Raw genomic sequence first — 23019 nt, 5'->3', positions numbered from 1 at the left:
CACCGCTTCTCCACAGGCTTATCCACAGCTTGCTGCACAGGCGGGACGAAGGGCCCCGGAAGCGCGATCAGCGGCGGCGGAAACGGGCGATGAAGAAACCGTCGAGCCCGCCCTGATCGGCGAGCATGCCCGGCAGGACGCGGACCGAACCATCCTCGCGCGGCGCAATGCCGGCGGGGAGTTCGTCCGCGGTGGCCGGCACCAGTTCGAACTCGGGATGCGCGGCGAGGAAGGGGGCGAGATGCGCTTCGCCCTCCCTGGGCTCGAGCGAGCAGGTGGCGAAGACCAATGTGCCGCCGGGCTTCACCCATGCGGCGGCGCGGTCCAGTAGCTTGGCCTGCAGCTCGGCCATCTCGGCGATCAGCGAGGGGCGTACGCGGTGGAGCACGTCCGGATGGCGGCGGAAGATGCCGGTGGCGCTGCACGGCGCGTCGAGCAGCACCGCATCGGCGGGGGCGGCCGGGCTCCACGACAGCAGGTCGGCGGTGACGATCCGCGCCGAGAGGCCGGTGCGCTCCAGATTCTCGCGAAGGCGGGCGAGGCGGTTCTCGGCGACGTCGACCGCGGTCACCTGCCAGCCGGCGGCGGCGAGCTGGAGCGTCTTCCCGCCAGGGGCGGCGCAAAGGTCCAGCACGGTGCCGGTGCCGGCCCCGATCAGCCGGGCGGGAATCGAGGCGGCGAGGTCCTGCACCCACCAGTCGCCCTCGGCGAAGCCGGGGAGGTCGGGCACGCTGGTGCCGGGGTCGAGCCGGGCGTGGCGCGGGGCGAGGCCGGTTGCGCCTTCCACCGTCCCGCCGTCGGTCTTCAGGCTCAGGTCGAGCGGCGGCGGGGTGGCGATGGCCTCGCAGGCGGCCTGGACCACCGCGTCGCCCCACTGCGCCTGCCAGCGCAGCGCCACCGGATCGGGCAGCACCGGCACGTCGGGCAGCGTCGCATGCCCACGCATCAGCGTGCCGAACACGCCGTGGACGAGCTTGCGGGGGCCGCCATCGACCAGCGGCAGCACCGTCGAGATCGCGGCATGGCCTGGGGTGCCCAGCGCGATCGCCTGGACCAGCGCGATCCGCAGCGCGAAGCGCGCCTTGGCGTCGTCCGGCAGGCGCTGGCGGGTCGCGGAATCGATCAGCGCGTCGAGATCGGGCAGGCGGCGCAGCGCCTCGGCGGCGATGGCATGGGCGAGGCCGCGGTCGTTGGGGGCCAGCCCCTGCGCGGCGGAGTCGAGCGCCTGTTCCAGCGCAAGTCCACGGCGGAGCACCGCGTCCAGCAGCTTGAGCGCGGCGCGGCGGGCGGGGACACCGGGGGCGTCGGGCTCGCGCTCGGGCGCGCGGCGCGTGTTCGGGCGGGCCATGGTCAGCGCACTCCCTTGCGATGTTCTGCTCGTGCGTGCGCTACCCAACCGTTCACTTGACCATGCTCCTTTGGGCGCCGACATGGGCCGGGCAACCAAGGAAGGCAATCCCGATGGGCAAGCGACCCGACCATGTGCAGCCCCCGGCCTATCTCTCGAAGAGCCCGCCGGTACCGAAACCAGAGCCGATGCAGCGGCCCGAGAAGGACCCGCTGGCCAAGGATCCCGTCCGATACGGCGACTGGGAGCTGAAGGGCATCGCGATCGATTTCTGATCGCGATGCGCCCGCCTGGTCAGTTCGCCAGCTGCGGGAAGGCGGCGCGGAAGGCGGCGACCTTCGGCTTGTCCCAGCGCATGATATAGGGATGGGTCGGGTGCCGCCAGAAAAAGTCCTGGTGGTAGGCCTCGGCCGCATAGAAGCCGCCGGTCTCCAGCCTGGTTGTGATCGGCTTGGGGAAGGCCTTTGCTCGACCCAACTGCGCGATATAGGCCTCGGCGACGCGGCGCTGCTCGGCATTTTGCGGGAAGATCGCGCTGCGATAGCTGGGGCCACGATCGGGGCCCTGGCCGCCCTTTTGCGTCGGGTCGTGCGCCACCGAGAAATAGACGCGCAGCAGCGTGCCGTAGCTGACCCGGGTGGGATCATAGACGATCTTCACCGCCTCGGCATGGCCGGTCTTCTCGGTCGAGACCTGCGCATAGGTGGCGGTGCCGGCGGTGCCCCCGGCGTAGCCATTGGTCACCGACTGGACGCCCTTCACCGACTGGAACACCGCCTCCATGCCCCAGAAGCAGCCGCCGGCGAATACCGCGGTCTGCGGCTTCTTTGCCTTGGACACGTCGATTGCGGGCAGCGGCAGCTGCACCGCCGTTACCTTCTCGATTCGAAGGCCACCGGCGGCGATGAGCAGGAACGCGCCACCGGCAAGGGCGGCAAGGGAGAGCGGGAGCTTCAACGTGCTTCGGGTCATGTCAGCCCTTCATACGGCCGGTGCGGCCCCCGCGTTACGATCTCCGATCAGCGCAGCTCGGCGCAGGCCGTCTGGATGCGGGTGCAGGCTTCGCGGAGCAGCGCCTCGGAGGTCGCATAGCTGATCCGCATCGCCGGCGACAGGCCGAACGCTGCGCCGTGCACCGCCGCGACGCGGGCGTCGTCGAGGAAATAGCCGATCATGTCCTCGTCGGTCGCGATCACCTTGCCCTTGGGGGTGGTCTTGCCGATCAGCGCGCTGAATTCCGGATAGACGTAGAAGGCGCCTTCCGGCGTCGGGCAGGTCATGCCCTCGATGTCGTTCAGCATGCCGACGACGAGGTCGCGGCGCGTCTGGAAAGCGGCGGCGCGGTCCTTGAGGAAGCCCTGGTCGCCGGTCAGCGCCGCGACGGCCGCCGCCTGGGCGATCGAGCAGGGGTTCGAGGTCGACTGCGACTGGAGCTTGGCGATCGCCTTGATCAGCGGTGCCGGGCCGCCGGCGAAGCCGATCCGCCAGCCGGTCATCGCATAGGCCTTGGAGCAGCCGTTGACGGTGAGCGTGCGCTCGTAGAGCGACGGGCAGACCTGCGCGATCGTGGCGAATTCGAAGCCGTCGTACAGGATGTGCTCGTACATGTCGTCGGCGAACACCCAGACATGCGGGTGGCGCTCGATCACCTCGCCCAGCGCCTTGAGCTCGGCGGCCGAATAGGCGGCACCGGTGGGGTTGGACGGCGAGTTGAGAATTACCCACTTGGTCCTGGACGTGATCGCCGCCTCCAGCTGGGCCGGGGTGATCTTGTACTGCTGCTCGGCGCCGGCGGCGATGAACACGGGCGTGCCGCCCGCGAACTGAATTACGTCAGGATAGCTGACCCAATACGGTGCGGGAACGATGACCTCGTCGCCGGCTTCCACCGTGGCGACGATCGCATTGAACAGCGTGTGCTTGCCGCCGACATTGATCGTGACCTGCTGTGCGGTATAGTCCAAGCCATTGTCGCGCTTGAACTTTTGGATCACGGCTTCCTTCAGCTCGGGCGTGCCGTCGACATTGGTATATTTGGTCTTGCCGCTGCGGATCGCCTCGATCGCGGCTTCCTTGACGAAGTCGGGCGTGTCGAAATCGGGCTCGCCGGCGCCCAGGCCGATCACATCGACACCCTGACGCTTCAGCTCGAACACGCGGCTGGTCATGGCGAGCGTGGCGGAGGGCTGGATGCGCTGGAGCGCGGCGGAGGTCTGCATGAGTCTGGACGCCTTTTCCGGGAAAGATGCGCGCCTATAGGTCCGCTTCGGCGCTTTCCGCAACTGTAACCGCTGCAACCAGTCCGCGCAGTGCGTTGCCGAGCAGGAATCCGTGGGCAAGATCCTCCGGGCGCAGGTCGCCTTCCACCGCGCGGCCGGTGGCGAGCAGCTCTGCGCGGAGCACCCCCGGGAGCAGCCCCCGCGAGAGCGGCGGCGTCACCAGCACGTCTCCCCGCTGTACGAACAGCGAGGTAAAGCTGCCTTCGGTCAGGAATCCTTCGGCGTCGGTGAACAGTACGTCCCAGGTGCCGGCGGCGCGGCGCGGGGCATCGTAGATCGACCGGCGGGTGGTCTTGTGGGCGAGACGAAAATCCTCGCGCGGCACCAGATGGGGCACGATCCGGACCTTTACCGGCTGGGATATCGGCGCGGGGAGCGGGGCGATGCCGATGGCAACCGCGCCGGACGGGCCGATCAGCAGCCGGACCTTGGCGGGCTCGCGCAGCCGGAAGGTGGCGGCCTGCAGCTCGTTGCGGACGATGTGGCGGTCGAACGGGAAGCCGAAGGTCGCGGCGCTGACGCGAATCCGCTCGAGATGGCGTTCGAGCAGCAGGATTCCATCTTCGGGATCGAAGCGCATCGTCTCGATCAGGTCGAAGCCTTGTTCGCCTGCGGTCACGAACGCCCCCTTGGCGAGACACTCGCTCCATTCGCTGTCGGCATTCGAATCGGCAACGACGCCCGATCCCAGCCCGAGCGTGGCTCGTCCCGCAGCGTCAATGGCGAGGGTGCGGATCGCGACGTTGAACTCGGCCTGGCCATCCGCGTCGATCCTCCCTACCGATCCCGTATAGACGCTGCGCGCATCGGGTTCGACTTCGGCAATCACCTGCATTGCGCGGATCTTCGGGGCGCCGGTGACCGATCCGCACGGGAACAACGCGGCAAGCGCGTCGACGGCTCCGAGCCCGTCGGCCAGGCGGGCGGTGACGGTGGAGGTCATCTGATGGACGGTGGGGTAGGTCTCCACCGCAAAGAGCTGCGGCACCGCCACGCTGCCCGGCTTCGCCACGCGTCCGAGATCGTTGCGCATCAGATCGACGATCATCAGGTTTTCGGCGCGCTGCTTCGGGTCCGCGCGAAGGGATAAGGCGAGCGCCTCGTCTTCGGCCGGATCGGGATCGCGGCGCACCGTGCCCTTCATCGGCCTCGCGGTGAGGGTCCGGTCTTCCAGGGTGAAGAAGAGCTCGGGGGAGAGGCTGAGCAGCCATGCATCCCCGGTCGCGACCAGCGCGCCGTGCCCGGCGGCGGCGCGGGCGCGGAGAAGTGCATAGAGTGCCGCCGGGTGGCCGGCGATCGGAACCTCGGCGCGGAAGGTGAGGTTGGCCTGATAGATGTCGCCGGCTTCTATATAGCCGAGCACGCGCGCGAGGGCGTTGCCATAGGCGGCCCGGCCAAGCAGCGGGCGCGGCGGGGCGGCCCAGGCACCGGCAGGATCGGGCAGCAGCGTGGGGACCTGCTCGGCGGCAAGGCGACGATGGCCCCGGAACAGGCCGAACCAGAGCAGCGGTCCGCCGGCATCGCGGGCCGGCGCGGCGGGCTCCAGCGCCGGGCCCGCCTCATAGGCGAGCATGCCCGCCGCATCGAGGCCTTGGGCTGCGGCACGGCGCAGGCGATCGAGCGCGGCGGGGATCGCGTCCAGGCGGTCGGCCTGTACGATCTCTACCGGGTCGACATAGAGCCGCGCGCCGCGTCCATCGGCACGCGCGTCGTCGAGCAGGACGAAGGGGGGACGTAGGACCATCGGCCGACTCGCATGCAGGTGTCGGCCGGATTGGGCAAGCCTTGGTTGCCGTAGGCGCGCGCGCGCGGTAGCGGGGAGCGATGGCGAACCCCGATGCTTCCACTGCCCAGCCGCCGCTTCGTGCGGCGATCGTGCCGGTCACGCGGCTCCAGCAGAACTGCACCTTGCTCTGGTGCACCAAGACGATGCGCGGCGCCTTCGTCGATCCCGGCGGAGACCTGGACCGCCTGCGCGCGGCGGCCGAGCAGCATGGTGTCACCATCGAGAAGCTGCTGATCACCCACGGGCATATCGACCATTGCGGATCGGCCGGCATCTTCGCGGAGGAACTCGGCGTCCCGATCGAGGGGCCGCACGAGGCGGACCGCTTCTGGATCGCCCGGCTAGCCGATGACGGCCGCGACTATGGCGTGACGGGCAGGCCGTTCGAACCGAGCCGGTGGCTGGAGCAGGGCGACCAGGTGACGGTGGGCGAGCTGGTGCTCGACGTATATCATTCCCCCGGCCACACGCCGGGGCATGTCGTCTTCCACCATCCCGAATCGCGGCTGGCGATCGTCGGGGATGTGCTGTTCCAGGGCTCGATCGGGCGGACCGACTTCCCGCTGGGCAACCATCAGGATTTGATCGACGCGATCACCACCCGGCTTTGGCCGCTGGGCGACGAGACGGTGTTCGTCCCCGGCCACGGCCAGCCGAGCAATTTCGGTCAGGAGCGGCGCACCAATCCGTTTGTCGCCGATTCGGTGCTGGCGCGCGCCTGAGTCTGAGGCAACACCCCATTTTGCCGTCACCCCGGTGTTGGCCGGGATGACGGTGGGCGGTAGCGGTCAATGAAGCGGGTTTGACCCCATATAGCCGAGCCACGCGGCATAGAGGCCGAGCCCCGCGACGATCAGGAAGGTGGTGAGCGCGCCGATTTCGCGACCGCGCCGCCATCCGTCCATGCCGAATCCATGCAGCACGCGGCCGAGCAGATAGACCGCAGCGACAACCCACAGATAGAATTGCGTGCCCTGCGCCAGTTCGATCAGGCCGATCAGGATCAGCACGAAGGGCGTGTATTCGACGAAATTCATCTGCGCGCGCATGCGCGCGATCAGCCGCGGGCTGCCGCCATCGCCGGTCAAGACCTTCTCGGCCCTTCGAATCTGGATGACGCGAATCGCCAGCCACAGGTTGATCAGCGCCGCAGCGCCCGCGCTGGTGAGTGTAACCGGCAGAAAAAACATGGGCGTCCCCCTAAAACCAAGGCGTGAACCCCTGCCACGCGCGGCTTCTGCTTGCAACGCGGACGAGAATCGCTATACGCGCGGGCTCGCTTCGTGACCTGTCCGCTGGTCCGGCGAGCGGCCGGCCTAGCCGTCGCTTGCCCGAACAACCCTGTGGGCGTATCGCGACTTATTGATTCATTAGCTTGTTGAAGGTGCCGAAATGGCCGTTCCTAAGAGAAAGACCTCGCCGTCGAAGCGTGGCATGCGTCGTTCGCACGATGCGCTGACTGTCGAATCGTTCCAGGAGTGCCCGAACTGCGGCGAACTCAAGCGTCCGCACAACCTGTGCAACGCTTGCGGCCACTATAACGGCCGCGAGATCGTTTCGGTCGAGGGCTGAGCGACGTTCCGCAACGGGGGGTTGCCGGTATGACTGTTCCCTCGCGGATCGCCGTCGATGCAATGGGCGGCGACGAGGGGGTCGCCGTCATGCTCGCCGGCGCCGCACGTGCCTGTCGTCGCTTCGAGGGGATGGAATTTCTCCTCGTCGGCGACGAGTCGCGCATCCGTGATGGCCTTCAGGCACATCCGCATCTGGCAGCCGCGTGCGAGATCGTGCACGCGGCCGAAGTCGTTGCGGCCGATGCCAAGCCGAGCCAGGCGATCCGCCGTGCCAAGACCACCTCGATGGGCATTGCCATCGATCTGGTGAAGCAGGGGCGTGCCGGCGCGGCCGTATCCTCCGGCAATACCGGCGCCTTGATGGCGATGGCCAAGCTGTCGCTCCGCACCATGGCGGGGATCGACCGGCCGGCACTCGCTGCCTTGCTGCCGTCGCTGGGTGCCACCGACACGGTGATGCTCGATCTCGGTGCCAATACCGAGGTGGACGAGCGCAACCTGGTGCAGTTCGCGGTCATGGGCGCAGCCTATGCGCGCACCGCGCTCGATCTCGCGCGTCCGCGCGTGGCGCTGCTCAATATCGGCACCGAAGAGATGAAGGGCACCGACAGCATCCGCGATGCTGCCGCCCAGCTGCGTGCGGCCAAGCACCTGCCGCTCGAATTCACCGGCTTCATCGAAGGCAATCGGCTGTCGCGCGGCGATGTCGACGTGATCGTCTGCGACGGTTTCTCGGGCAATATCGCGCTCAAGACCGCCGAGGGCACCGCGCGCTTCGTGGCGGACCTGCTGCGCCGTGCGTTCAGTTCTTCGCTGCGCTCCAAGCTCGGCTTCCTGATCTCGAAGCCGGCGACCGAGCTGCTGCGCCACCATCTCGACCCGAACAACCAATAATGGTGCCGTTTTCCTCGGGCTGAACGGCATCGTCGTGAAGAGCCATGGCGGCGCGAACGAAGTGGGCGTGGATACCGCGATCGGCTTCGCCGCCAAGATGGTGCGCGACGAACTGACCCGGCGCATTGCCGAGGATCTGGGGAACTTCGAGGCCAAGGCCGCGTAAGTACGAGGTAGAAGGGGTCGCATGACCGTACGTTCGGTGATTCTCGGCACGGGGTCCGCCCTGCCGGCGCAGCGTGTTTCCAACGCGGAGCTGGCGGAGCGCGTCGATACCAGCGACGAATGGATCGTCGAGCGGACCGGGATCCGCTTCCGCCACATCGCCGGGCCGGAGGAAACCACGGGTACGCTTGCCGCCGGTGCGGCGCGGGCAGCCCTCGAGTCCGCCGGTGTGGAGGCTGCCTCGATCGACCTGATCGTGCTCGCCACCGCGACCCCCGACCAGACCTTCCCGGCCACTGCGACGCGGGTGCAGAACGCGCTCGGCATCCTGGATTGCGTCGCTTTCGACGTGGCGGCGGTGTGCTCGGGCTTCCTCTATGCGGTGCAGGTCGCCGATTCGATGCTGCGGGCCGGCGTCCATCGCCGCGCGCTGGTGATCGGCGCCGAGACGTTCAGCCGCATCCTCGACTGGGAAGACCGCACCACCTGCGTGCTGTTCGGCGACGGTGCGGGTGCGATCGTGCTGGAGGCGCAGGATACCGAGGGTGACGCGCCGCAGGGCATCCTTGCCACCAAGCTTCATGCCGACGGCCGCTACAACGACCTGCTCTATGTCGATGGCGGACCCTCGACCACCGGCACGGTCGGCAAGCTGCGGATGAAGGGCCGCGAGGTCTTTCGTCACGCCGTGACCAACCTGGCCTCGGTGATGCAGGAATCGCTGGCCGCGGCCGGTCTCGAGCCCGGCGACGTCGACTGGGTGGTGCCGCACCAGGCCAATGCCCGCATCCTCGATGCAACGGCGCGCAAGCTCGATCTCGCGCCGGAAAAGGTGATCGTCACCGTCGATCGCCATGCCAACACGTCCGCCGCCTCGGTGCCGCTCGCCCTTGATGTCGCAGTGCGGGACGGACGCATCCAGCGCGGCGACCTGCTGGTGCTCGAGGCGATGGGCGGCGGCTTCACCTGGGGTGCCGCCGTCATACGCTTCTGACCCCCTCGAGATATAACCCAATTTGGATCAGATACGTGTTTTTCCAGTATATGTCTGAGGCGTTGCTAAGGCTTCAACATCAAACTTGATAGCGCGTAACAATCTGATACGGGTACCTTAGGTAAGGAAAGGAAGTGCCGAATGAGTGCTGCGGGAACGCTGACCAGAGCGGACTTGGCTGAATCGCTGCATCGCGAAGTGGGGCTTTCGCGTGCCGACGCCTCGCGCATCGTAGAGCAGATCCTGGGCCACATGTGCAACGCACTTGCGAAGGGCGAGAACGTCAAGATCTCGGGCTTCGGCAGCTTTGTGCTGCGCGACAAGGGCGAGCGGATCGGCCGTAACCCCAAGACCGGCGTCGAAGTGCCGATCGCCCCCCGCCGCGTGCTCACCTTCCGCGCCAGCCAGATGATGCGTGATCGCATCGTCTCTGCGCGCTGAGACCCGACATGCCGGCGACTGAGAAAGCCGCCGGCGCGTTGCGAACCATTGGTGAGCTCGCCGCTGAAATCGGCAGGCCCCAGCATATCTTGCGCTATTGGGAAACGCGTTTTCCCCAGCTGAAGCCGCTCACCCGTGCGGGCAACCGCCGGTATTATCGACCCGACGACGTGGCGCTGGTGCGCCGCATCCACCAGCTCCTCAGCGAAGAGGGCTATACCATCCGTGGCGTCCAGCGACTGCTCGCGGAAGAAAAGGCGGCACGCGGCAAGAACCGCACTGCCGAACTGCAGGCGATCCGCGACTCCCTGGCCGAGGCGCTGGACGCCGATCGCTGACCGTCAGCCATCGGGCCCCAGGCTGGGGTCCAGATCGCGCGGGCGCACGAACCGAACGAGTTCGGCGCTCGCGCGCGGCACCTGCCGCCATGCGTCCACGTCGAAGCGCAATTCCGCCAGCGATGCCGTGGGAAACTTTCGTTCGACTTCGTCGCGCAGCGGACCGTCTTCGGTCACCCGGTCGAGTACCAGCTCTTCCAGCCCCGGATTGTGCCCCGAGAGCAGCACCGTGCCGGCGGTGTCCGGCAGGTCCTCGATGGCGTCGAGCAGCGTGCCGAGCGAGGCGAGGTAGAGCTTCTGATCCCACACCGGCGCGATCGCCGTGCCATAGCCATGCGCCACCTGCGCCAGCGTCTCCTGTACCCGCACCGCCGGCGAGGCGATGGCGTGATCGAAGCGCAGCCCCTGGTCGCGCAGGTACCGGCCTATCGCCATCGCGGCGCGCTGGCCCTTGGGATTGAGCGGCCGATCGAAATCGCGGGCGACCGGATCGTCCCAACCGGACTTGGCGTGGCGGAGGACGAGAAGGGTCTTCATGCTTCCCCGATGTGAACGCTGGCAGCTTCGCCTGCCTCATGCCGCAAGCCGGCGCCCAAGGAAAGCCGAACCCGTTCGACCACCTGATCCAGCGTCGTGCGCGTGATCCGCGTACCCGGCGGAAAGGCGTCCAGCAGCCGCGACGGCGTGGCGGCGGATAGCAGGACGAAGGCACCGCGATCGTCGGCGCGGCGGATCAGCCGGCCGAACGCCTGGGCCAGCCGCGCCCGGACGATGCGGTCGTCATACGCAGAGCCGCCGCCGGCCAGCCGCCGGGCGGCGTGGAGCACGCTCGGCTTGGGCCAGGGCACACCCTCCATCACCACCAGCCGCAGCGAATCGCCGGGTACGTCCACGCCATCCCGAAGGGCATCGGTGCCGATGAGCGAGGCGCGAGGGTCGTCGCGGAAGATGTCGACCAGCGTGCCGGTGTCGATCGGGTCGACATGCTGGGCGAGCAGCGGCAGCCCGTCGCGCGCGAGCCGATCGGCGATGCGGGCATGGACCGCGCGCAGCCGCCGGATCGCGGTGAACAGCCCGAGCGTGCCGCCGCCCGCGGCCGCGATCAGCCGGGCATAGGCATTGGCAAGCGCGGGCAGGTCGCCGCGTTTGACGTCGGTGACGATCAGCACCTCGGCCTGGTTGGGATAGTCGAACGGGCTCTTCGCCGCGAAGCGCTGGGCGGGACGGAGCAGATGGATGCTGCCCGAGCGCGCCTCGGCCACGTCCCAGTCCCCCCCCGCGCGCAGCGTCGCCGAGGTGACGAGCACGCCGTGCGCAGGTTCCAGCACCGTCTTGGCCAGCGGCTTGGCGGGATCGAGCCAGTGGCGATGCAGGCCGATATCGAACTCGCGGCCCTCGACGCGGTCCACCGCCAGCCAGTCGACGAACTCGGGATCGGCCGGACCGCCGATCCGGGCGATCAGGGCGAGCCAGGCGCCCACCGTGTCGACCCGCCAGCCGAGCGAGGCGATCGCGCCCTCGATGCGGGCGCGGGCCGGGCCGTCCATCCAGTCGGGCGCTTCGGCGAGCACCGCCTCCAGCCGGCGGCCGAGCACCACCATCGGGCGGAGCAGCGCATCGAGCGCGGCGGTGGCGTTGCCCGCGGCCTCGACCAGCGCGGCGTCGGGTTCGGTGAGCTCGGTCTCCAGCCCATAGCCCGCGTCGGTGGAGCCGTTGGTATCGCGGGCATAGACGAGGCCCCGCACCGCTGCGAGCAGGGCCTCGATCGGGCCGAAGGGTTCGCCTTCGTTCAGTCGCTGGAGCCAGCCGTCGCTCGGCAGGGCGCGGGCTGCGTCGACGGCTTCGGAAATGGCGCGGCCGCCGGCATCGTCATAGCTGGCGACGTCGGAGAGGCGCGCGGCGAGACCCCGGCGACGCCCCCGCGAGCCGGATTCGGGGCCGGTCAGCCACCGGCGAAGTTCGATCGATTCCTGTCCCGTCAGCGCGACCGAGAACATCGCATCGGCGGCGTCGAACAGGTGATGGCCCTCGTCGAACACGTAGCGGGTGGGGCGCGTCTGGTTCTCGCGGCCTCGGGCTGCGTTGACCATCACCAGCGCATGGTTGGCGATGACGATATCGGCATCCGCGCTCGCCCGGGCGGCGCGCTCGATGAAGCATTTCCGATAGTGCGGGCAGCCCGCATAGATGCACTCGCCACGCCGATCGGTGAGCGCGGTCGAGCCGTTGCGGCGGAACAGGGTGGGCAGCCAGCCGGGCAGGTCACCGCCCACCATGTCGCCATCGGCGGTAAAGGCCGCCCAGCGGGCGACCAGCTGTGCGAGGATCGCGGCGCGTCCGGCGAAGCCGCCCTGCAGCGCATCCTCCAGGTTGAGCAGGCAGACGTAGTTCTCGCGGCCCTTGCGGGTGACGATGCGGGCGCGGCGCTGGACGGGATCGGGGAACAGTCGCTCGCCCTCGTTGCCGAGCTGGCGCTGCAGCGCCTTGGTGAAGGTGGAGACCCAGACCGGCCCGCCGGACTGCTCCGCCCAGAGCGAGGCGGGTGCGAGATAGCCGAGCGTCTTGCCGATGCCGGTGCCCGCCTCGGCCAGCACCATGTTGGGCGTGTCCGGCACGCTGCGCGGGGCGAAGGCCTGCGCGGCCGCCTCGGCATAGTCGCGCTGGCCCTGGCGACGTTCGGCGGTGGAGCCGGTCAGGCGGGCGAGGCGTTCTGCCACGTCGGCAGCATTCAACGTGATCGTGCGGGGCGCGGGGCGGGGGGCGCTCTCCTCCCATTCGGGGAGCTTGGAGAAGAGCCAGCGCTCGGCGCGCTCGGGCTTGGCGATGCGCTGGCCGAGCACCGCCGACCAGGGCCAGCGCAGGCGGCCGAGCGACTGCAGCCCGTGCCAGGCGCCTTCGCGCTCGGGCCAGTTGCCCTCGGGGATCGCGAGCAACGCGGTGGCGGCATCGCGCAGGAAGGCGGCGACGTGCGCATCGTCCGTGGGCGGCTCCAAGCCGCAGGCGCGGGCCAGGCCCTTGGGCGTCGGCACCATGAAGCGGGCGGGCCGGAGAAACGCGAACAGCTCAAGGAGGTCGAGCCCGCTCAGCTCGGGATGGCCGAGCCGCTGGCCGACGAGCGGCGCGTTTAGCAGCAGTACCGGCGTATCGGCGGCAATGCGGATCGCCTCCCCCCGGCTCAGCCCGCGTGTGCCCTCGGCCGTAGCGATCCACACGCCGGAATGGCTGGCATGCAGGGCAGGGTAGGGGAGCGGTGGCTGCATCGTACTGGAAGTGTTGTACACGATGCGTTCCGGTTTGACAGCGAGAATGCGGCGGAGTGATCCACCCCTCGAACCGAAGATTCTCGCTATTCGTCCGGCGTCTCGCGCTTTGCCTGATCGAGTGTGCGGACCTTCCGCTCGGCCTCGGCGGCGTCCCGCGCCTTTTCCGCCCTGGTGCGGCCGAAGCGGGCGCGATTGGCCTCGGCCTCCGCAGCGGCCGACGCTTTCGCTCTCGCTTTTCTTGCTTTGTTCAGGTTAATGATCTCGGCCATACCAGAGTCTTTCTAGCGCCCCTTCGTGCGGGCGAACCATCGTATATCGGAGTTTTTGCAGCATGGCGGGCAGCGTCAACAAGGTGATCCTCGTCGGCAATCTGGGGCGCGACCCCGAGAGCCGGGCGTTCCAGAACGGCGGCAAGGTGGTCGAGCTGCGCATCGCCACGTCGGAGAGCTGGAAGGATCGCAACAGCGGCGAGCGCAAGGAAAAGACCGAGTGGCACACGGTGAAGATCTTCTCCGAAGGTCTCGCCAATGTCGCCGAGCGCTATCTGCGCAAGGGCAGCAAGGTGTATCTCGAAGGCCAGTTGCAGACCCGCAAGTGGCAGGACCAGAGCGGCGCGGATCGCTACTCCACCGAGATCGTGCTGCAGGGCTTCAATGCGCAGATGGTGCTGCTCGACGGCCCCGGTGGCGGCCAGGGCGGTGGCATGGGCGGCGGCCGTAGCGGCGGCGGCGATGACTGGGGTGCGGACGAGTCGTTCGGCGGCGGTGGCGGCGGCTTCGGCGGCGGTGCGCCGGCGGGTCGCGGCGGCAACAATTTCAACGGCGGCGGCCAGCGCAGCGGCGGTGGTGCGTCGAGCGCCGGCGGCTTCGGCGGTGGCTTCCCGGACGATCTGGACGACGACGTGCCGTTCTGATCGGCCTTCAGCGGCCTGCGCCCTTGGCGGGCGCGGCGCAGGGCCGCCACACTTCCAGCGCCCGCTCCTCCCACCAGAAGGTCATCTGGGGCAGCCGCAGGGCGCAATAGGCGCCGCGGTGTGCGACTAGCCACCGCGCCGGTCCCGAGGGCGCGAACAGCGGCAGCACCGGCACCACGAACCAGGCGCGGGTCCGCTCCGCCTCGCTCAGGCGATCCCACACGACATCGGGCCAGGTCGCCGTCGCCGGATTGAGCCAGAGCAGCACCGGTGCCTTCGCCCCCAGCGCCGCGGCGACGCCCGGCCCGGTTCCCGAGAGATCGACCAGCAGCGCGCCGTCCGCCCGGTCGTGGGCGGCGCCCAGGAAGGCAGCGGTTTCGGCGTCCACCATCAGGCGGCTGCCGGTGATCGGGTGTGTCACCGGGATCCGCTGGGCGAACAGCGAGGCCGGCAGGCTGTAGGGCGACTGCGCCGCGGCGAGCAACAGCAGCGGCGCGGCGGCGATGCTCAGCGCATAGGCAGCCCCCTGTCGCCAGCGGACGGGGTCCTCGCTCGCCAGCCGGAACAGCGCGAGCAGCGGGAACACCATGCTGAAATCGAGCTGTGCCCATTGATTGTTGAACGTGCCCAGCGCCACGGCGAACGGAGCGACGATCAGCAGCGTGGTCAGCAGCAGGTCGCGCCTTGCCACCAGGACCGCATAGCCTGCGGCGATGAGCATCAGCGCGAGGCCTGGAAATTCGGGAATGCTGCCGTCCAGCGTCTCGGGTACGGTCAGGGCCAGATAGAGCAGTGCGAGCGCGATGCCCGCATGGCCCGCCCATGCCGACCAGCGTGTCCGCCACAGCGCCAGCGCGGCCAGCACCGCCAGTGTCGCGCCGCTCAGCAGCAGCGGCACCGCGGCCCAGTCCTCCAGCACCTTGATCGGCAGGTGGGTCGGCGTGTTGGGCAGCGCCAGGATGCGCTGGCTGGCCGAAATTCGTGCGAGCAGGGCGGGGATGCGGTTGAGCGGCAGGAACAGGTTGATCAGCAGCGGGGTAAGGGCCAAGGCCACGAGCAGGTCGCCGCTCCGCCTGCGATGATGCCGCAGCGATCCCCCCGCGAGAAGGATCAGCAGCACGCAGGCCAGCGCGAACAACGGCGGCTTGGCGAAGGCGGCGGCGCAGAGCCCGACCGCGATCACGACGCGTGCTGCGCCAGCCGCCGGCCGTCGCTCCGTGCGCCACAGGATCGCGACGCCCGCCAGCACCAGCATGGCGCCGACATTGGCGGTGGAGTTGTAGCTGGGCGTGACGATCCAGGGAAAATAGACCACCAGCGCGGCGGCCGCGCCGAACAGGGCGAAGCGAAGCCGGTCGCCCGGGGCGGTCGCCACGTGCGCGCCGAGCAGCGCTCCGGCTCCCGCCGTGATCGCGAAGCCGAGCAGCCGGTACCGCTGCACGTCGCCGCCGGCCAGCGCGTAGAGCGGGTGGAGCAGATAGCCGAAGGGCTGATAGAGCAGCGCGTAGGCCTCGGGATCGCGCGCCCAGACGAGGTAAAAGATCTCGTCGGTCAGATCGATGCCGCGACCCGCGCCATAGACGAGCAGCCCGCCCGCCACGGCCAGCGCCAGCAGCGTGCCGAAGAGCGGCAGCAGGGCGCGGACCGGCGTTGCACTCGCGCCTGCGCTGTCCGGATGCCGTGCGGTCATGTCCCCCCTCGTCCGCCCGTTCTCGCGATGCGGCGATGGAACTGCGCTAGACGAACCGCGCGCGTGCGTCAGCCGCTTTCGTGTGCGGGGAGCAAAGTCGTCGCCCCGCCGTTGCAGGCTGTAGACGAACGGTTCGGAGGGCAGGATGCGGAACGGGGAGGTTCGCCGCTGGGCGGCTGGGGCGATATTGCTGGTGCTCGCCGCCTGCGGGCGGGGCGAGCGAACGACCGACGATCCCGTCGGCCAGAATGTCGCCGCGGCGGCCGCGTCCGGGGTGCCGGCCAATGTCGCGGCCGCGGTCGATTGCGGCAACCGGCCCGACTTCGTGCCCGTCTATGAAGGCGCCACCATCCTCAGCTGCACCGCCGCGCCGGATGGGCTCGACGGGCGCCACGTCAGCGGCAACCTGGTCTATGAAAGCGACGCGTCCGTGAAGGACGTGCTCGGCTGGTCGCGTGCGCAGGCGAACGCGTCCGGCCTCAAATATCGGCGGGAGACGTCGTTCAGCTACGAGGCAGGCGAAGAGGCGGCACGCAGCCTGCGCGTGGTGGTGGACGAACATGCCGGCCGCACCCGCGCGACGATCAGTTGGGGAGACAAGGCCCGCTGACCGGCGCTCAGGCGGCGCGGCTCTCCAGCCCGCGCAGCCAGGCGCGCGCGGCCTTCTGCGCCTCGATGATCTCGCGCGCGGTCATGTCCTCGGCGATCTCGGCGCGGCAGGCCTGGGCTTCGCTGCTGCCCGTCATCGCGGCGATGTTGAACCATTTATGTGCTTCGACCAGGTCGATCGCGACGCCCTCGGCACCGCTGGAATAGACGACGCCCAGATCGAAACAGGCATCGGCACTGCCGCGTGCTGCATCGCGCAGGCGGCTTTCGATCAGAAATCGGGCACTCTTCTCACTGTTCGCCATCGCGGCATTCCCTGTTCAGCTCCCTCGCAGGAGCCAAATCTGGGGGCGAACGGACAATAAAAGGTTAAGCTGCTTAACCGTAGTTCTTCAGAGGACGGGAATATTGTCGATCAGGCGGGTGCCGCCGATCCGGGCCGCGGCGAGGAGCCGCATCGGCTTGCCGTCCACCGGATCACCGAGCGAATCGCCATCGACCAGTGCGACATAGTCGATCTCGAACCCGGCGGCGGCCAGCGACTCGCGCGCCTGGACAAGCGCCGCTTCCCGGTCGCCGCCCTCGCCGATCGTCTTGGCGGCGGCGCCCAGCGCGCGGGGCAGCGCTATCGCACGGGCGCGATCCTCGGGCATAAGATAGGCGTTGCGCGAGGAAAGGGCGAGGCCGTCATCCTCGCGCTGGGTGGGTACGCCCTGGATCTCGACGGGCATGTCGAGGTCGGCGACCATCCGGCGGATGACCTGAAGCTGCTGCCAGTCCTTCTCCCCGAAGAGTGCGACATCGGGGCGGACCTGGTTGAACAGCTTCGAGACCACCGTTGCGACGCCGTCGAAATGGCCGGGGCGATGGGCACCGTCGAGCGGTTCGCTGACGCCGGATACGCGCACGGTGGTAGCAAAGCCTTGCGGGTACATGATCTCGGGCGTCGGCATCCACAGCAGGTCCACCCCCGCATTGGCGAGCATCCGCGAATCGGCCTGTTCCCGCCGCGGATACTTGCCCAGGTCCTCATTTGGTCCGAACTGGATCGGATTGACGAAGATCGACACGATCACCCGGGTCCCGGCGCGCTTGGCGGCCTCCACCAGCGCCATATGCCCGTCATGCAGCGCGCCCATGGTGGGAACGAAGGCCAGCCGAGCGCCTTCGCTGCGAAAGGCGTCCAGCGCCTTGCGAAGGTCGTCGATCTGGCGAACGGTTTGCACGCTTGGGCACTTTCGATATGAACGGAAGCGGCGCCTTCTATGGGGGGGAGGCGCTACGATCAAGTGAAGGAATAGCCGCGTTGAATCAGCCCGCCAAACGCCTGCATGTGCTGGTTTTTGCCAACGAGAAAGGCGGCACGGGCAAGTCGACGACCGCGGTTCACGCCGCGATCGCGCTGGCATTCAAGGGCGCGCGTGTCGCCTGTTTCGATCTGGATCACCGCCAGCGAACGATGGGCCGCTATCTCGACAATCGCCTGGCAACGATGCGCCGTACCGGCCGCGACCTGCCGATGCCGGTCTACGAGACGCACGACGGCGAGAGCATGGACTTCTTCACCGAAACGCTCGATCGGCTGGGCGAGGGCGCCGACTTCCTGGTGATCGACACGCCCGGCCGCGACGACAAGTTCGCCCGCATCTCGGTCACCAACGCCGATACGCTGGTCACGCCGATGAACGACAGCTTCGTCGATTTCGACCTGATCGGCCAGGTCGATCCGGACAGCTTCCGGGTGACGCGGCCCAGCTTCTATTCGGAAATGATCTGGGAATCGCGCAAGCGCCGCGCCAAGGCGGACGGCGAGACGATCGACTGGGTGGTGCTGCGCAACCGCATGCAGCATATCGAGGCGCGCAACATGAAGCGCGTGTCCGAGGCGATCGACCAGCTGTCCAAGCGCGTCGGCTTCCGGGTGATTTCGGGACTTTCAGAACGCGTGATCTATCGCGAACTGTTCCCGCAGGGGCTGACGATGCTCGACTCGCGCGAGTTCGGCGAAATGGGGCTCAGCCATGTCGCGGCGCGGCAGGAGCTGCGCGAGATGATGGCGGGCCTGGCCCTCCCCGACGTCAACGCGCCGCTGTTCGCCTGATGGCGAAGGTTCTCCTGGTCGCCGCGCTGCTCTATGTCCTGTGGCGCTGGTTGCAGCCCAGGCCGAAGATCCCGCCTGCGCCGCCGCCTCGCCTGGGCGAAGGCGAGGCGCGCGCGATTCTGGGCGTGGACGGACAGGCGGGGCCGGACGAGATCCGCGCGGCGCATCGGCGGCTCGTTTCGGCGGTCCATCCCGATCGTGGCGGTTCGGCGGAGCTTACCCGGCGGATCAATCTGGCGCGTGACACGTTGCTGCGCGGTTGAGGACCGTCCTCCGCACGTAACATTTTGCCGGCAACTATGCTGCAGTGCAAAAATTATTAATCTTTCCGTGCACGGCGCGTCTTGAAACTTCCATTCGAGTCGCGGAAGAGGCACGCATCTTTACCTTCGGGAGGGCATGAATGACGCACCGTTTCGATCCGACGTCGCTGCGCGAGTACGACATCCGCGGGATCGTGGGGAAGACGCTGGGCCCGGACGACGCCCGTGCGATCGGCCGCGGCTTCGCGACGCTGCTGCGCCGCGCCGGCGGCCGCCGGGTGGCGGTGGGCCGCGATGGCCGCGTTTCCTCGCCGATGCTCGAGGCCGCGCTGATCGAGGGCCTGACCGCGTCGGGCTGCGACGTGGTGCGCACCGGCATGGGCCCCACGCCGATGCTATATTATGCCGAGGCAACGCTGGAGGTGGATGGCGGCATCCAGATTACCGGCAGCCATAATCCCGGCAACTACAATGGCTTCAAGATGGTGTTCCAGCACCGCTCGTTCTTCGGCCAGGACATCCAGACGCTGGGCAAGATGGCGGCGGAAGGCGACTGGGAAGACGGCGACGGCACCGAGACCGTGACCGATGCCGACATCGAGGACCTCTATGTCAGCCGTCTGATCGCGGGCTATGCCGGCGGCGCGTACAAGATCGGCTGGGACGCGGGCAACGGCGCCGCCGGCCCGGTGATCGAGAAGCTCGTCAAGCTGCTGCCGGGTGAGCACCATACGCTGTTCACCGATGTGGACGGTAATTTCCCCAATCATCATCCTGATCCTACCGAGGAAAAGAACCTCGCCGATCTGAAGAAGCTCGTCGCGGAGAAGAACCTCGATTTCGGTCTCGCTTTCGATGGCGACGGCGATCGGCTGGGCGCGATCGACGGCCAGGGCCGGGTGGTGTGGGGCGACCAGCTGCTCGCCATCCTCGCCGAGCCGGTGCTGCGCATCGATCCGGGTGCGACGATCATCGCCGACGTCAAGGCCAGCCAGGCGCTCTACGACCGGATCGCCGAGCTGGGCGGCAAGCCGGTGATGTGGAAGACCGGCCACAGCCTGATCAAGACCAAGATGAAGGAAACCGGCGCGCCGCTCGCGGGCGAGATGAGCGGCCACATCTTCTTCGCGCAGGACTATTACGGCTTCGACGATGCCCAGTACGCCGCGATCCGCCTGATCCAGGCGGTGCACGTGATCGGCAAGTCGCTCACCCAGCTCAAGGACGAGATGCCGGCGATGGTCAACACGCCGGAGATGCGCTTCCAGGTCGACGAGAGCCGCAAGTTCCCGGTCGTCGAGGAAGTGCTCGACCGTCTCGAGGCGGACGGCGCCCAGGTCGACCGCACCGACGGCGCGCGGGTCAACACCGACGACGGCTGGTGGCTGCTGCGTGCGTCGAACACCCAGGACGTGCTCGTCGCGCGCGCCGAGGCGAAGGACCAGGCGGGTCTCGATCGCCTGATGGCGCAGATCGACGACCAGTTGGCCAAGAGCGGCATCGTCCGCGGCGAGCAGGCGGCGCATTGAGGTGCCAGGGGCCGCCCGCTGCACTGGCGGGCGGCCCCTACTTCTTTTGTCATCCCGGCCTACTTCTGTCATCCCGACGAAAGCCGGGATCCAGACGCCACTCGTTTGTAGCGCCTGCTGCTATGGCGACCCCAATCGATTCCGGCTTTCGCCGGAATGACGATTTGTAGGTCGAGGCTGGGCTGGTTAGCCCGCCACGATCTCCGCCACGCCGAAAGCCCCGCGCTGATAATCGGCATAGGCCTGGTGGATTTCCTGCACCGTGTTCATCACGAAGGGGCCGTGCGCGACCACCGGCTCGGGAATCGGTGCGGCATGGCCGAACAGGACCAGCGCGGGTTCGTCGGCGGTGAGCGTCAGCGTGTCGCCGGCGGACAGGCTCGCCAGATGCCAGTTGCGCAGGCTGCGATCGCCGACCTTCACGCTCCCCCGAACCGTATAGAGAAACAGGTCACGGTCGCTCAGGCCGTCGAAGCGCAGCGTGGCGCCGGCCGCAAGCTCTGCCCAGCACAGGAACACGCCGGTCAGCGACTCGATCGGGCCCGTGCGCCCGCCCAAATCGCCCGAGACGAGGTGAACCGTCGCCCCCTCGTCCGCCGGAACGCCCGGAAACGCCTCCGCTTGCAGCCCGACATAGCGCGGCGCGGTCATCTTGAGCCGGCTCGGCAGGTTCACCCAGAGCTGGAGGATCTCCATCGGCCCGCCGTCGCGCTTGAACTCGGCGGGCGAAACCTCGGCATGGACGATGCCGCGCCCGGCGGTCATCCACTGGACGCCGCCGGCGCGGATGATGCTCTCATGCCCGGCCGAATCGGTGTGCGCGAGCGAGCCTTCGAGGATGAACGTCACCGTCTCGAAGCCGCGATGCGGATGCGGGCCGAACGGCAGGCCGCGATTGTTTTGCGGGTAGGTCTGCGGGCCGTGATGGTTGAGGAACAGGAACGCGCCGATCTGTTCCAGCCCCGGACCCGGCACCGGGCGGCGGGTGACGAGATCGCCGATATCGTCGCGGTACGCGGCGTGCGTCGAAAGCAGGGTGACGTCGGTCATCGGTCGGCCTTCAACAGGAAGACGGCGTGTTCGGCGAGCAGATTGGCCATGCCGGAGCCGGTCTGCTGATCGCCGGAAAGGAACCACGCACCCTCGATGGCGATGCCGCGCTCTTTCACCAGCGCGCGGAAATCGTCGATCGTGACGTGGTGGATGTTCGGCGTCGCATACCAGGCGATCGGCAGCAGCCTTGTTACCGGCATGCGGCCCCCGAACAGCAGCGACGCGCGCACCCGCCAATGCGCGAAATTGGGGAAGGAGACGAAGGCGTGGCGGCCGATCCGCAGCAGCTGCTCCAGCACCCAGTCGGGGCGCCGCGTGGTCTGCAGCGTCTGGCTGAGGATGGCATAGTCGAAGCTGTCGTCGGGATAGTCGGCAAGGTCGGTATCGGCGTCGCCCTGGATCACCGACAGGCCCTGGCCCACGGCCGCCGCGACGTTGACCGGATCGAGCTCCAGCCCACGCGCATCGCAGCCCTGCTGGTCGCGCAGCGCCGCCATCAGCGCGCCGTCGCCGCAGCCGACATCGAGGATGCGCGCGCCGCGATTCACATGGGCGGCGATGATCGCGAGGTCGGGACGAAGCGTCATTGCCGTTCTCCCGCGGCGAGGAAGCCGCCGATCACGCGGTCCAGCTCCGGGCTCTCCAGCAGGAAGGCGTCATGGCCGAAGGGCGAACTCAGCTCGACGAAGCTGGCCGGCGCGCCCGCGGCGTTGAGCGCATGCGCGATGCTGCGCGATTCGGCGGTGGGATACAGCCAGTCGGTATCGAAGCTCACCACGCAGAACCGCGCCTGCGAGCTTCGGAAGGCGTTGGCGAGCAGGCCGCCATGCTCCTCGGCCAGATCGAAATAATCCAGGGCTCGCGTAATGTAGAGGTAGGAGTTGGCGTCGAACCGGTCGACGAACGCCAGCCCCTGGTGGCGCAGATAGCTTTCCACCTGGAAATCGGCGTCGAAGCCGAAGGTCTTGGCTTCCCGGCCCTGGAGCTTGCGGCCGAACTTGGCGGTGAGGCCAGCTTCCGACAGGTAGGTGATGTGCGCCGCCATCCGCGCGACCGCGAGCCCGGCGGCGGGCGGATCCTGCGCCTCGTAATAGGCGCCGCCGCGCCATTTCGGGTCGGCCATGATCGCCTGGCGGCCGACTTCGTGGAAGGCGATGTTCTGCGCCGAATGGCGGGCGGCCGAGGCGATCACCACCGCGGCGCGCACCCGCTCAGGGAAGGTCGCCGCCCAGCTCAGCGCCTGCATGCCGCCCATCGACCCGCCGACCACCGCGAAGAGGCGGTCGATGCCGAGATGGTCGAGCAGCATCGCCTGCGCCCGCACCATGTCGCGGATGGTGATGACGGGGAAGTGCATGCCCCAGGGCTGGCCGGTCGCCGGGTTGATCGTCGCCGGGCCCGAGGAGCCGAGGCAGCTGCCGAGCACGTTCGAGCAGACGACGAACCAGCGGTTCGTATCGATCGGCTTGCCCGGCCCGACCATGCGTGCCCACCAGCCGGGCTTGCCGGTGACGGGATGTTCGGAGGCGAGATGCTGGTCGCCGGTGAGCGCATGGCAGACGAGGATGGCGTTGCTGGCGTCGCTGTTCAGCGTGCCATAGGTCTCGTAGGCGATGTCGACCGGCGAGAACAGCACGCCGCCGTCGAGGCGCAGCGGCCCCGGCAGCGTTACCGAGCGGCGAAGGCCGAAACGCGGATCATCGGACATTCAGAGGCGGTTAGGCGCTGGGGCCGTCGCGTTCAAGCTTCCCCGCCGCACGGCTTGCCAATCGCCCGCCA

At 68.4% G+C, this 23019-nt stretch carries 25 protein-coding genes and 1 pseudogene; 12 read left to right on the top strand and 14 right to left on the bottom strand.

The features are described 5' to 3' along the window. Positions 1 to 67 precede the first annotated feature (67 nt). Entirely contained in the window at positions 68 to 1348 is a 1281-nt protein-coding gene (locus KK7_RS0117130) for an RsmB/NOP family class I SAM-dependent RNA methyltransferase (protein ID WP_010545875.1), read from the bottom strand. Positions 1349 to 1461: 113 nt separating this feature from the next. On the opposite strand from KK7_RS0117130, the gene KK7_RS22055 reads away from it, so the two are divergent. Further along, a complete protein-coding gene (locus tag KK7_RS22055) occupies positions 1462 to 1623 on the top strand; it encodes a DUF1674 domain-containing protein (protein ID WP_010545874.1) in 162 nt (53 codons plus the stop codon). Positions 1624 to 1642: 19 nt separating this feature from the next. Here KK7_RS22055 and msrA read toward each other — a convergent pair whose 3' ends face one another. The 3 genes from msrA to pabB are packed head-to-tail and all read right to left on the bottom strand — an operon-like array spanning position 1643 to position 5371. Continuing rightward, entirely contained in the window at positions 1643 to 2320 is a 678-nt protein-coding gene (gene msrA / locus KK7_RS0117120) for a peptide-methionine (S)-S-oxide reductase MsrA (RefSeq protein ID WP_010545873.1), read from the bottom strand. 47 nt (positions 2321 to 2367) lie between these two features. Next, complete coding sequence (locus KK7_RS0117115) at positions 2368 to 3567, bottom strand: pyridoxal phosphate-dependent aminotransferase (protein WP_010545872.1); 1200 nt, start codon at positions 3565 to 3567, stop codon at positions 2368 to 2370. Between the two features lie 34 nt (positions 3568 to 3601). Then, positions 3602 to 5371 (bottom strand): aminodeoxychorismate synthase component I, encoded by a 1770-nt coding sequence (gene pabB / locus KK7_RS0117110; protein ID WP_010545871.1) that lies wholly within the window; start codon positions 5369 to 5371, stop codon positions 3602 to 3604. Positions 5372 to 5451: 80 nt separating this feature from the next. Here pabB and KK7_RS0117105 point away from each other — a divergent pair, with 80 nt between their 5' ends. Beyond that, a complete protein-coding gene (locus KK7_RS0117105; RefSeq protein ID WP_010545870.1) occupies positions 5452 to 6135 on the top strand; it encodes an MBL fold metallo-hydrolase in 684 nt (227 codons plus the stop codon). 66 nt (positions 6136 to 6201) lie between these two features. Here the strand turns inward: KK7_RS0117105 and KK7_RS0117100 are convergent, their stop codons facing one another. Continuing rightward, positions 6202 to 6603, bottom strand: a complete 402-nt coding sequence (locus KK7_RS0117100; RefSeq protein ID WP_010545869.1) for an MAPEG family protein — start codon at positions 6601 to 6603, stop codon at positions 6202 to 6204. Between the two features lie 202 nt (positions 6604 to 6805). Here KK7_RS0117100 and rpmF point away from each other — a divergent pair, with 202 nt between their 5' ends. The 5 genes and pseudogenes from rpmF (at position 6806) to KK7_RS0117075 (ending at position 9819) form a co-directional block, all read left to right on the top strand. Beyond that, positions 6806 to 6985: a 50S ribosomal protein L32 gene (gene rpmF / locus KK7_RS0117095; protein ID WP_010545868.1), complete on the top strand. Its 180-nt coding sequence runs from the start codon at positions 6806 to 6808 to the stop codon at positions 6983 to 6985. A gap of 29 nt (positions 6986 to 7014) precedes the next feature. Further along, positions 7015 to 8047, top strand: a pseudogene (gene plsX, locus KK7_RS21050) (phosphate acyltransferase PlsX). 21 nt (positions 8048 to 8068) lie between these two features. After that, the gene (locus tag KK7_RS0117085; RefSeq protein WP_010545865.1) at positions 8069 to 9040 is read left to right on the top strand and encodes a beta-ketoacyl-ACP synthase III; all 972 of its coding nucleotides are present in this window, start codon (positions 8069 to 8071) and stop codon (positions 9038 to 9040) included. A 141-nt stretch (positions 9041 to 9181) separates the two neighbouring features. Further along, positions 9182 to 9481 (top strand): integration host factor subunit alpha, encoded by a 300-nt coding sequence (locus KK7_RS0117080; protein WP_029623389.1) that lies wholly within the window; start codon positions 9182 to 9184, stop codon positions 9479 to 9481. 8 nt (positions 9482 to 9489) lie between these two features. Further along, the gene (locus tag KK7_RS0117075; protein WP_040599004.1) at positions 9490 to 9819 is read left to right on the top strand and encodes a MerR family transcriptional regulator; all 330 of its coding nucleotides are present in this window, start codon (positions 9490 to 9492) and stop codon (positions 9817 to 9819) included. A gap of 3 nt (positions 9820 to 9822) precedes the next feature. On the opposite strand, the gene KK7_RS0117070 is transcribed toward KK7_RS0117075, so the two are convergent. The 3 genes from KK7_RS0117070 to KK7_RS0117060 all read right to left on the bottom strand — a co-directional run bounded on the left by KK7_RS0117070 (position 9823) and on the right by KK7_RS0117060 (position 13351). Then, positions 9823 to 10356 carry a SixA phosphatase family protein gene (locus KK7_RS0117070; RefSeq protein ID WP_010545862.1) on the bottom strand — a complete coding sequence of 178 codons (534 nt, stop codon included), beginning with the start codon at positions 10354 to 10356 and terminating at the stop codon, positions 9823 to 9825. Beyond that, on the bottom strand, positions 10353 to 13079 hold the full coding sequence (locus KK7_RS0117065; RefSeq protein ID WP_010545861.1) for an ATP-dependent DNA helicase: 2727 nt from the start codon (positions 13077 to 13079) through the stop codon (positions 10353 to 10355). Before KK7_RS0117065 ends, KK7_RS0117070 begins: the two co-directional genes overlap by 4 nt. An 86-nt stretch (positions 13080 to 13165) precedes the next feature. Further along, complete coding sequence (locus KK7_RS0117060; protein WP_010545860.1) at positions 13166 to 13351, bottom strand: DUF4169 family protein; 186 nt, start codon at positions 13349 to 13351, stop codon at positions 13166 to 13168. A 62-nt stretch (positions 13352 to 13413) separates the two neighbouring features. Here KK7_RS0117060 and ssb point away from each other — a divergent pair, with 62 nt between their 5' ends. Beyond that, positions 13414 to 13995, top strand: coding sequence for a single-stranded DNA-binding protein (gene ssb, locus KK7_RS0117055; protein WP_010545859.1), 582 nt, complete (start codon positions 13414 to 13416; stop codon positions 13993 to 13995). Between the two features lie 7 nt (positions 13996 to 14002). On the opposite strand, the gene KK7_RS0117050 is transcribed toward ssb, so the two are convergent. Continuing rightward, complete coding sequence (locus KK7_RS0117050; RefSeq protein WP_010545858.1) at positions 14003 to 15685, bottom strand: hypothetical protein; 1683 nt, start codon at positions 15683 to 15685, stop codon at positions 14003 to 14005. Positions 15686 to 15830: 145 nt separating this feature from the next. Here KK7_RS0117050 and KK7_RS0117045 point away from each other — a divergent pair, with 145 nt between their 5' ends. Further along, entirely contained in the window at positions 15831 to 16295 is a 465-nt protein-coding gene (locus tag KK7_RS0117045; RefSeq protein ID WP_100207627.1) for a hypothetical protein, read from the top strand. Positions 16296 to 16302: 7 nt separating this feature from the next. On the opposite strand, the gene KK7_RS0117040 is transcribed toward KK7_RS0117045, so the two are convergent. Both KK7_RS0117040 and panC read right to left on the bottom strand, forming a co-directional pair. Continuing rightward, the gene (locus KK7_RS0117040; RefSeq protein ID WP_010545856.1) at positions 16303 to 16599 is read right to left on the bottom strand and encodes an SEL1-like repeat protein; all 297 of its coding nucleotides are present in this window, start codon (positions 16597 to 16599) and stop codon (positions 16303 to 16305) included. A gap of 87 nt (positions 16600 to 16686) precedes the next feature. Beyond that, positions 16687 to 17520, bottom strand: a complete 834-nt coding sequence (panC, locus tag KK7_RS0117035; RefSeq protein WP_010545855.1) for a pantoate--beta-alanine ligase — start codon at positions 17518 to 17520, stop codon at positions 16687 to 16689. 80 nt (positions 17521 to 17600) lie between these two features. Here panC and KK7_RS0117030 point away from each other — a divergent pair, with 80 nt between their 5' ends. The 3 genes from KK7_RS0117030 (at position 17601) to pgmG (ending at position 20187) form a co-directional block, all read left to right on the top strand. Then, on the top strand, positions 17601 to 18395 hold the full coding sequence (locus tag KK7_RS0117030) for a division plane positioning ATPase MipZ (RefSeq protein WP_010545854.1): 795 nt from the start codon (positions 17601 to 17603) through the stop codon (positions 18393 to 18395). After that, entirely contained in the window at positions 18395 to 18658 is a 264-nt protein-coding gene (locus KK7_RS0117025) for a J domain-containing protein (protein WP_010545853.1), read from the top strand. The genes KK7_RS0117030 and KK7_RS0117025 overlap by 1 nt, the downstream gene beginning before the upstream one ends. 140 nt (positions 18659 to 18798) lie before the next feature. Continuing rightward, entirely contained in the window at positions 18799 to 20187 is a 1389-nt protein-coding gene (pgmG, locus tag KK7_RS0117020; protein WP_010545852.1) for a phosphoglucomutase/phosphomannomutase PgmG, read from the top strand. A 186-nt stretch (positions 20188 to 20373) separates the two neighbouring features. On the opposite strand, the gene KK7_RS0117015 is transcribed toward pgmG, so the two are convergent. The 3 genes from KK7_RS0117015 to metX are packed head-to-tail and all read right to left on the bottom strand — an operon-like array spanning position 20374 to position 22948. After that, the gene (locus tag KK7_RS0117015) at positions 20374 to 21237 is read right to left on the bottom strand and encodes a pirin family protein (RefSeq protein ID WP_010545851.1); all 864 of its coding nucleotides are present in this window, start codon (positions 21235 to 21237) and stop codon (positions 20374 to 20376) included. Then, positions 21234 to 21827, bottom strand: coding sequence for a methionine biosynthesis protein MetW (gene metW, locus KK7_RS0117010; RefSeq protein ID WP_010545850.1), 594 nt, complete (start codon positions 21825 to 21827; stop codon positions 21234 to 21236). The genes KK7_RS0117015 and metW overlap by 4 nt, the downstream gene beginning before the upstream one ends. After that, positions 21824 to 22948, bottom strand: a complete 1125-nt coding sequence (gene metX, locus KK7_RS0117005) for a homoserine O-acetyltransferase MetX (protein ID WP_010545849.1) — start codon at positions 22946 to 22948, stop codon at positions 21824 to 21826. Before metX ends, metW begins: the two co-directional genes overlap by 4 nt. Positions 22949 to 23019: the final 71 nt, after the last annotated feature.

Origin of the sequence: Sphingomonas elodea ATCC 31461, assembly GCF_000226955.1 — a bacterium.
GTDB lineage: Bacteria > Pseudomonadota > Alphaproteobacteria > Sphingomonadales > Sphingomonadaceae > Sphingomonas > Sphingomonas elodea.
The sequence above is the reverse complement of the archived record's forward strand: the minus strand, read 5'-3'. Positions and strand labels throughout refer to the sequence as shown.

Coding starts and splice junctions, on each gene's coding strand:
- KK7_RS0117130 (WP_010545875.1), bottom strand. CDS start 1,348: ATGGCCCGCCCGAACACGCGCCGCGCGCCCGAGCGCGAGCCCGACGCC.
- KK7_RS22055 (WP_010545874.1), top strand. CDS start 1,462: ATGGGCAAGCGACCCGACCATGTGCAGCCCCCGGCCTATCTCTCGAAG.
- msrA (WP_010545873.1), bottom strand. CDS start 2,320: ATGACCCGAAGCACGTTGAAGCTCCCGCTCTCCCTTGCCGCCCTTGCC.
- KK7_RS0117115 (WP_010545872.1), bottom strand. CDS start 3,567: ATGCAGACCTCCGCCGCGCTCCAGCGCATCCAGCCCTCCGCCACGCTC.
- pabB (WP_010545871.1), bottom strand. CDS start 5,371: ATGGTCCTACGTCCCCCCTTCGTCCTGCTCGACGACGCGCGTGCCGAT.
- KK7_RS0117105 (WP_010545870.1), top strand. CDS start 5,452: ATGGCGAACCCCGATGCTTCCACTGCCCAGCCGCCGCTTCGTGCGGCG.
- KK7_RS0117100 (WP_010545869.1), bottom strand. CDS start 6,603: ATGTTTTTTCTGCCGGTTACACTCACCAGCGCGGGCGCTGCGGCGCTG.
- rpmF (WP_010545868.1), top strand. CDS start 6,806: ATGGCCGTTCCTAAGAGAAAGACCTCGCCGTCGAAGCGTGGCATGCGT.
- KK7_RS0117085 (WP_010545865.1), top strand. CDS start 8,069: ATGACCGTACGTTCGGTGATTCTCGGCACGGGGTCCGCCCTGCCGGCG.
- KK7_RS0117080 (WP_029623389.1), top strand. CDS start 9,182: ATGAGTGCTGCGGGAACGCTGACCAGAGCGGACTTGGCTGAATCGCTG.
- KK7_RS0117075 (WP_040599004.1), top strand. CDS start 9,490: ATGCCGGCGACTGAGAAAGCCGCCGGCGCGTTGCGAACCATTGGTGAG.
- KK7_RS0117070 (WP_010545862.1), bottom strand. CDS start 10,356: ATGAAGACCCTTCTCGTCCTCCGCCACGCCAAGTCCGGTTGGGACGAT.
- KK7_RS0117065 (WP_010545861.1), bottom strand. CDS start 13,079: ATGCAGCCACCGCTCCCCTACCCTGCCCTGCATGCCAGCCATTCCGGC.
- KK7_RS0117060 (WP_010545860.1), bottom strand. CDS start 13,351: ATGGCCGAGATCATTAACCTGAACAAAGCAAGAAAAGCGAGAGCGAAA.
- ssb (WP_010545859.1), top strand. CDS start 13,414: ATGGCGGGCAGCGTCAACAAGGTGATCCTCGTCGGCAATCTGGGGCGC.
- KK7_RS0117050 (WP_010545858.1), bottom strand. CDS start 15,685: ATGACCGCACGGCATCCGGACAGCGCAGGCGCGAGTGCAACGCCGGTC.
- KK7_RS0117045 (WP_100207627.1), top strand. CDS start 15,831: ATGCGGAACGGGGAGGTTCGCCGCTGGGCGGCTGGGGCGATATTGCTG.
- KK7_RS0117040 (WP_010545856.1), bottom strand. CDS start 16,599: ATGGCGAACAGTGAGAAGAGTGCCCGATTTCTGATCGAAAGCCGCCTG.
- KK7_RS0117025 (WP_010545853.1), top strand. CDS start 18,395: ATGGCGAAGGTTCTCCTGGTCGCCGCGCTGCTCTATGTCCTGTGGCGC.
- pgmG (WP_010545852.1), top strand. CDS start 18,799: ATGACGCACCGTTTCGATCCGACGTCGCTGCGCGAGTACGACATCCGC.
- KK7_RS0117015 (WP_010545851.1), bottom strand. CDS start 21,237: ATGACCGACGTCACCCTGCTTTCGACGCACGCCGCGTACCGCGACGAT.
- metW (WP_010545850.1), bottom strand. CDS start 21,827: ATGACGCTTCGTCCCGACCTCGCGATCATCGCCGCCCATGTGAATCGC.
- metX (WP_010545849.1), bottom strand. CDS start 22,948: ATGTCCGATGATCCGCGTTTCGGCCTTCGCCGCTCGGTAACGCTGCCG.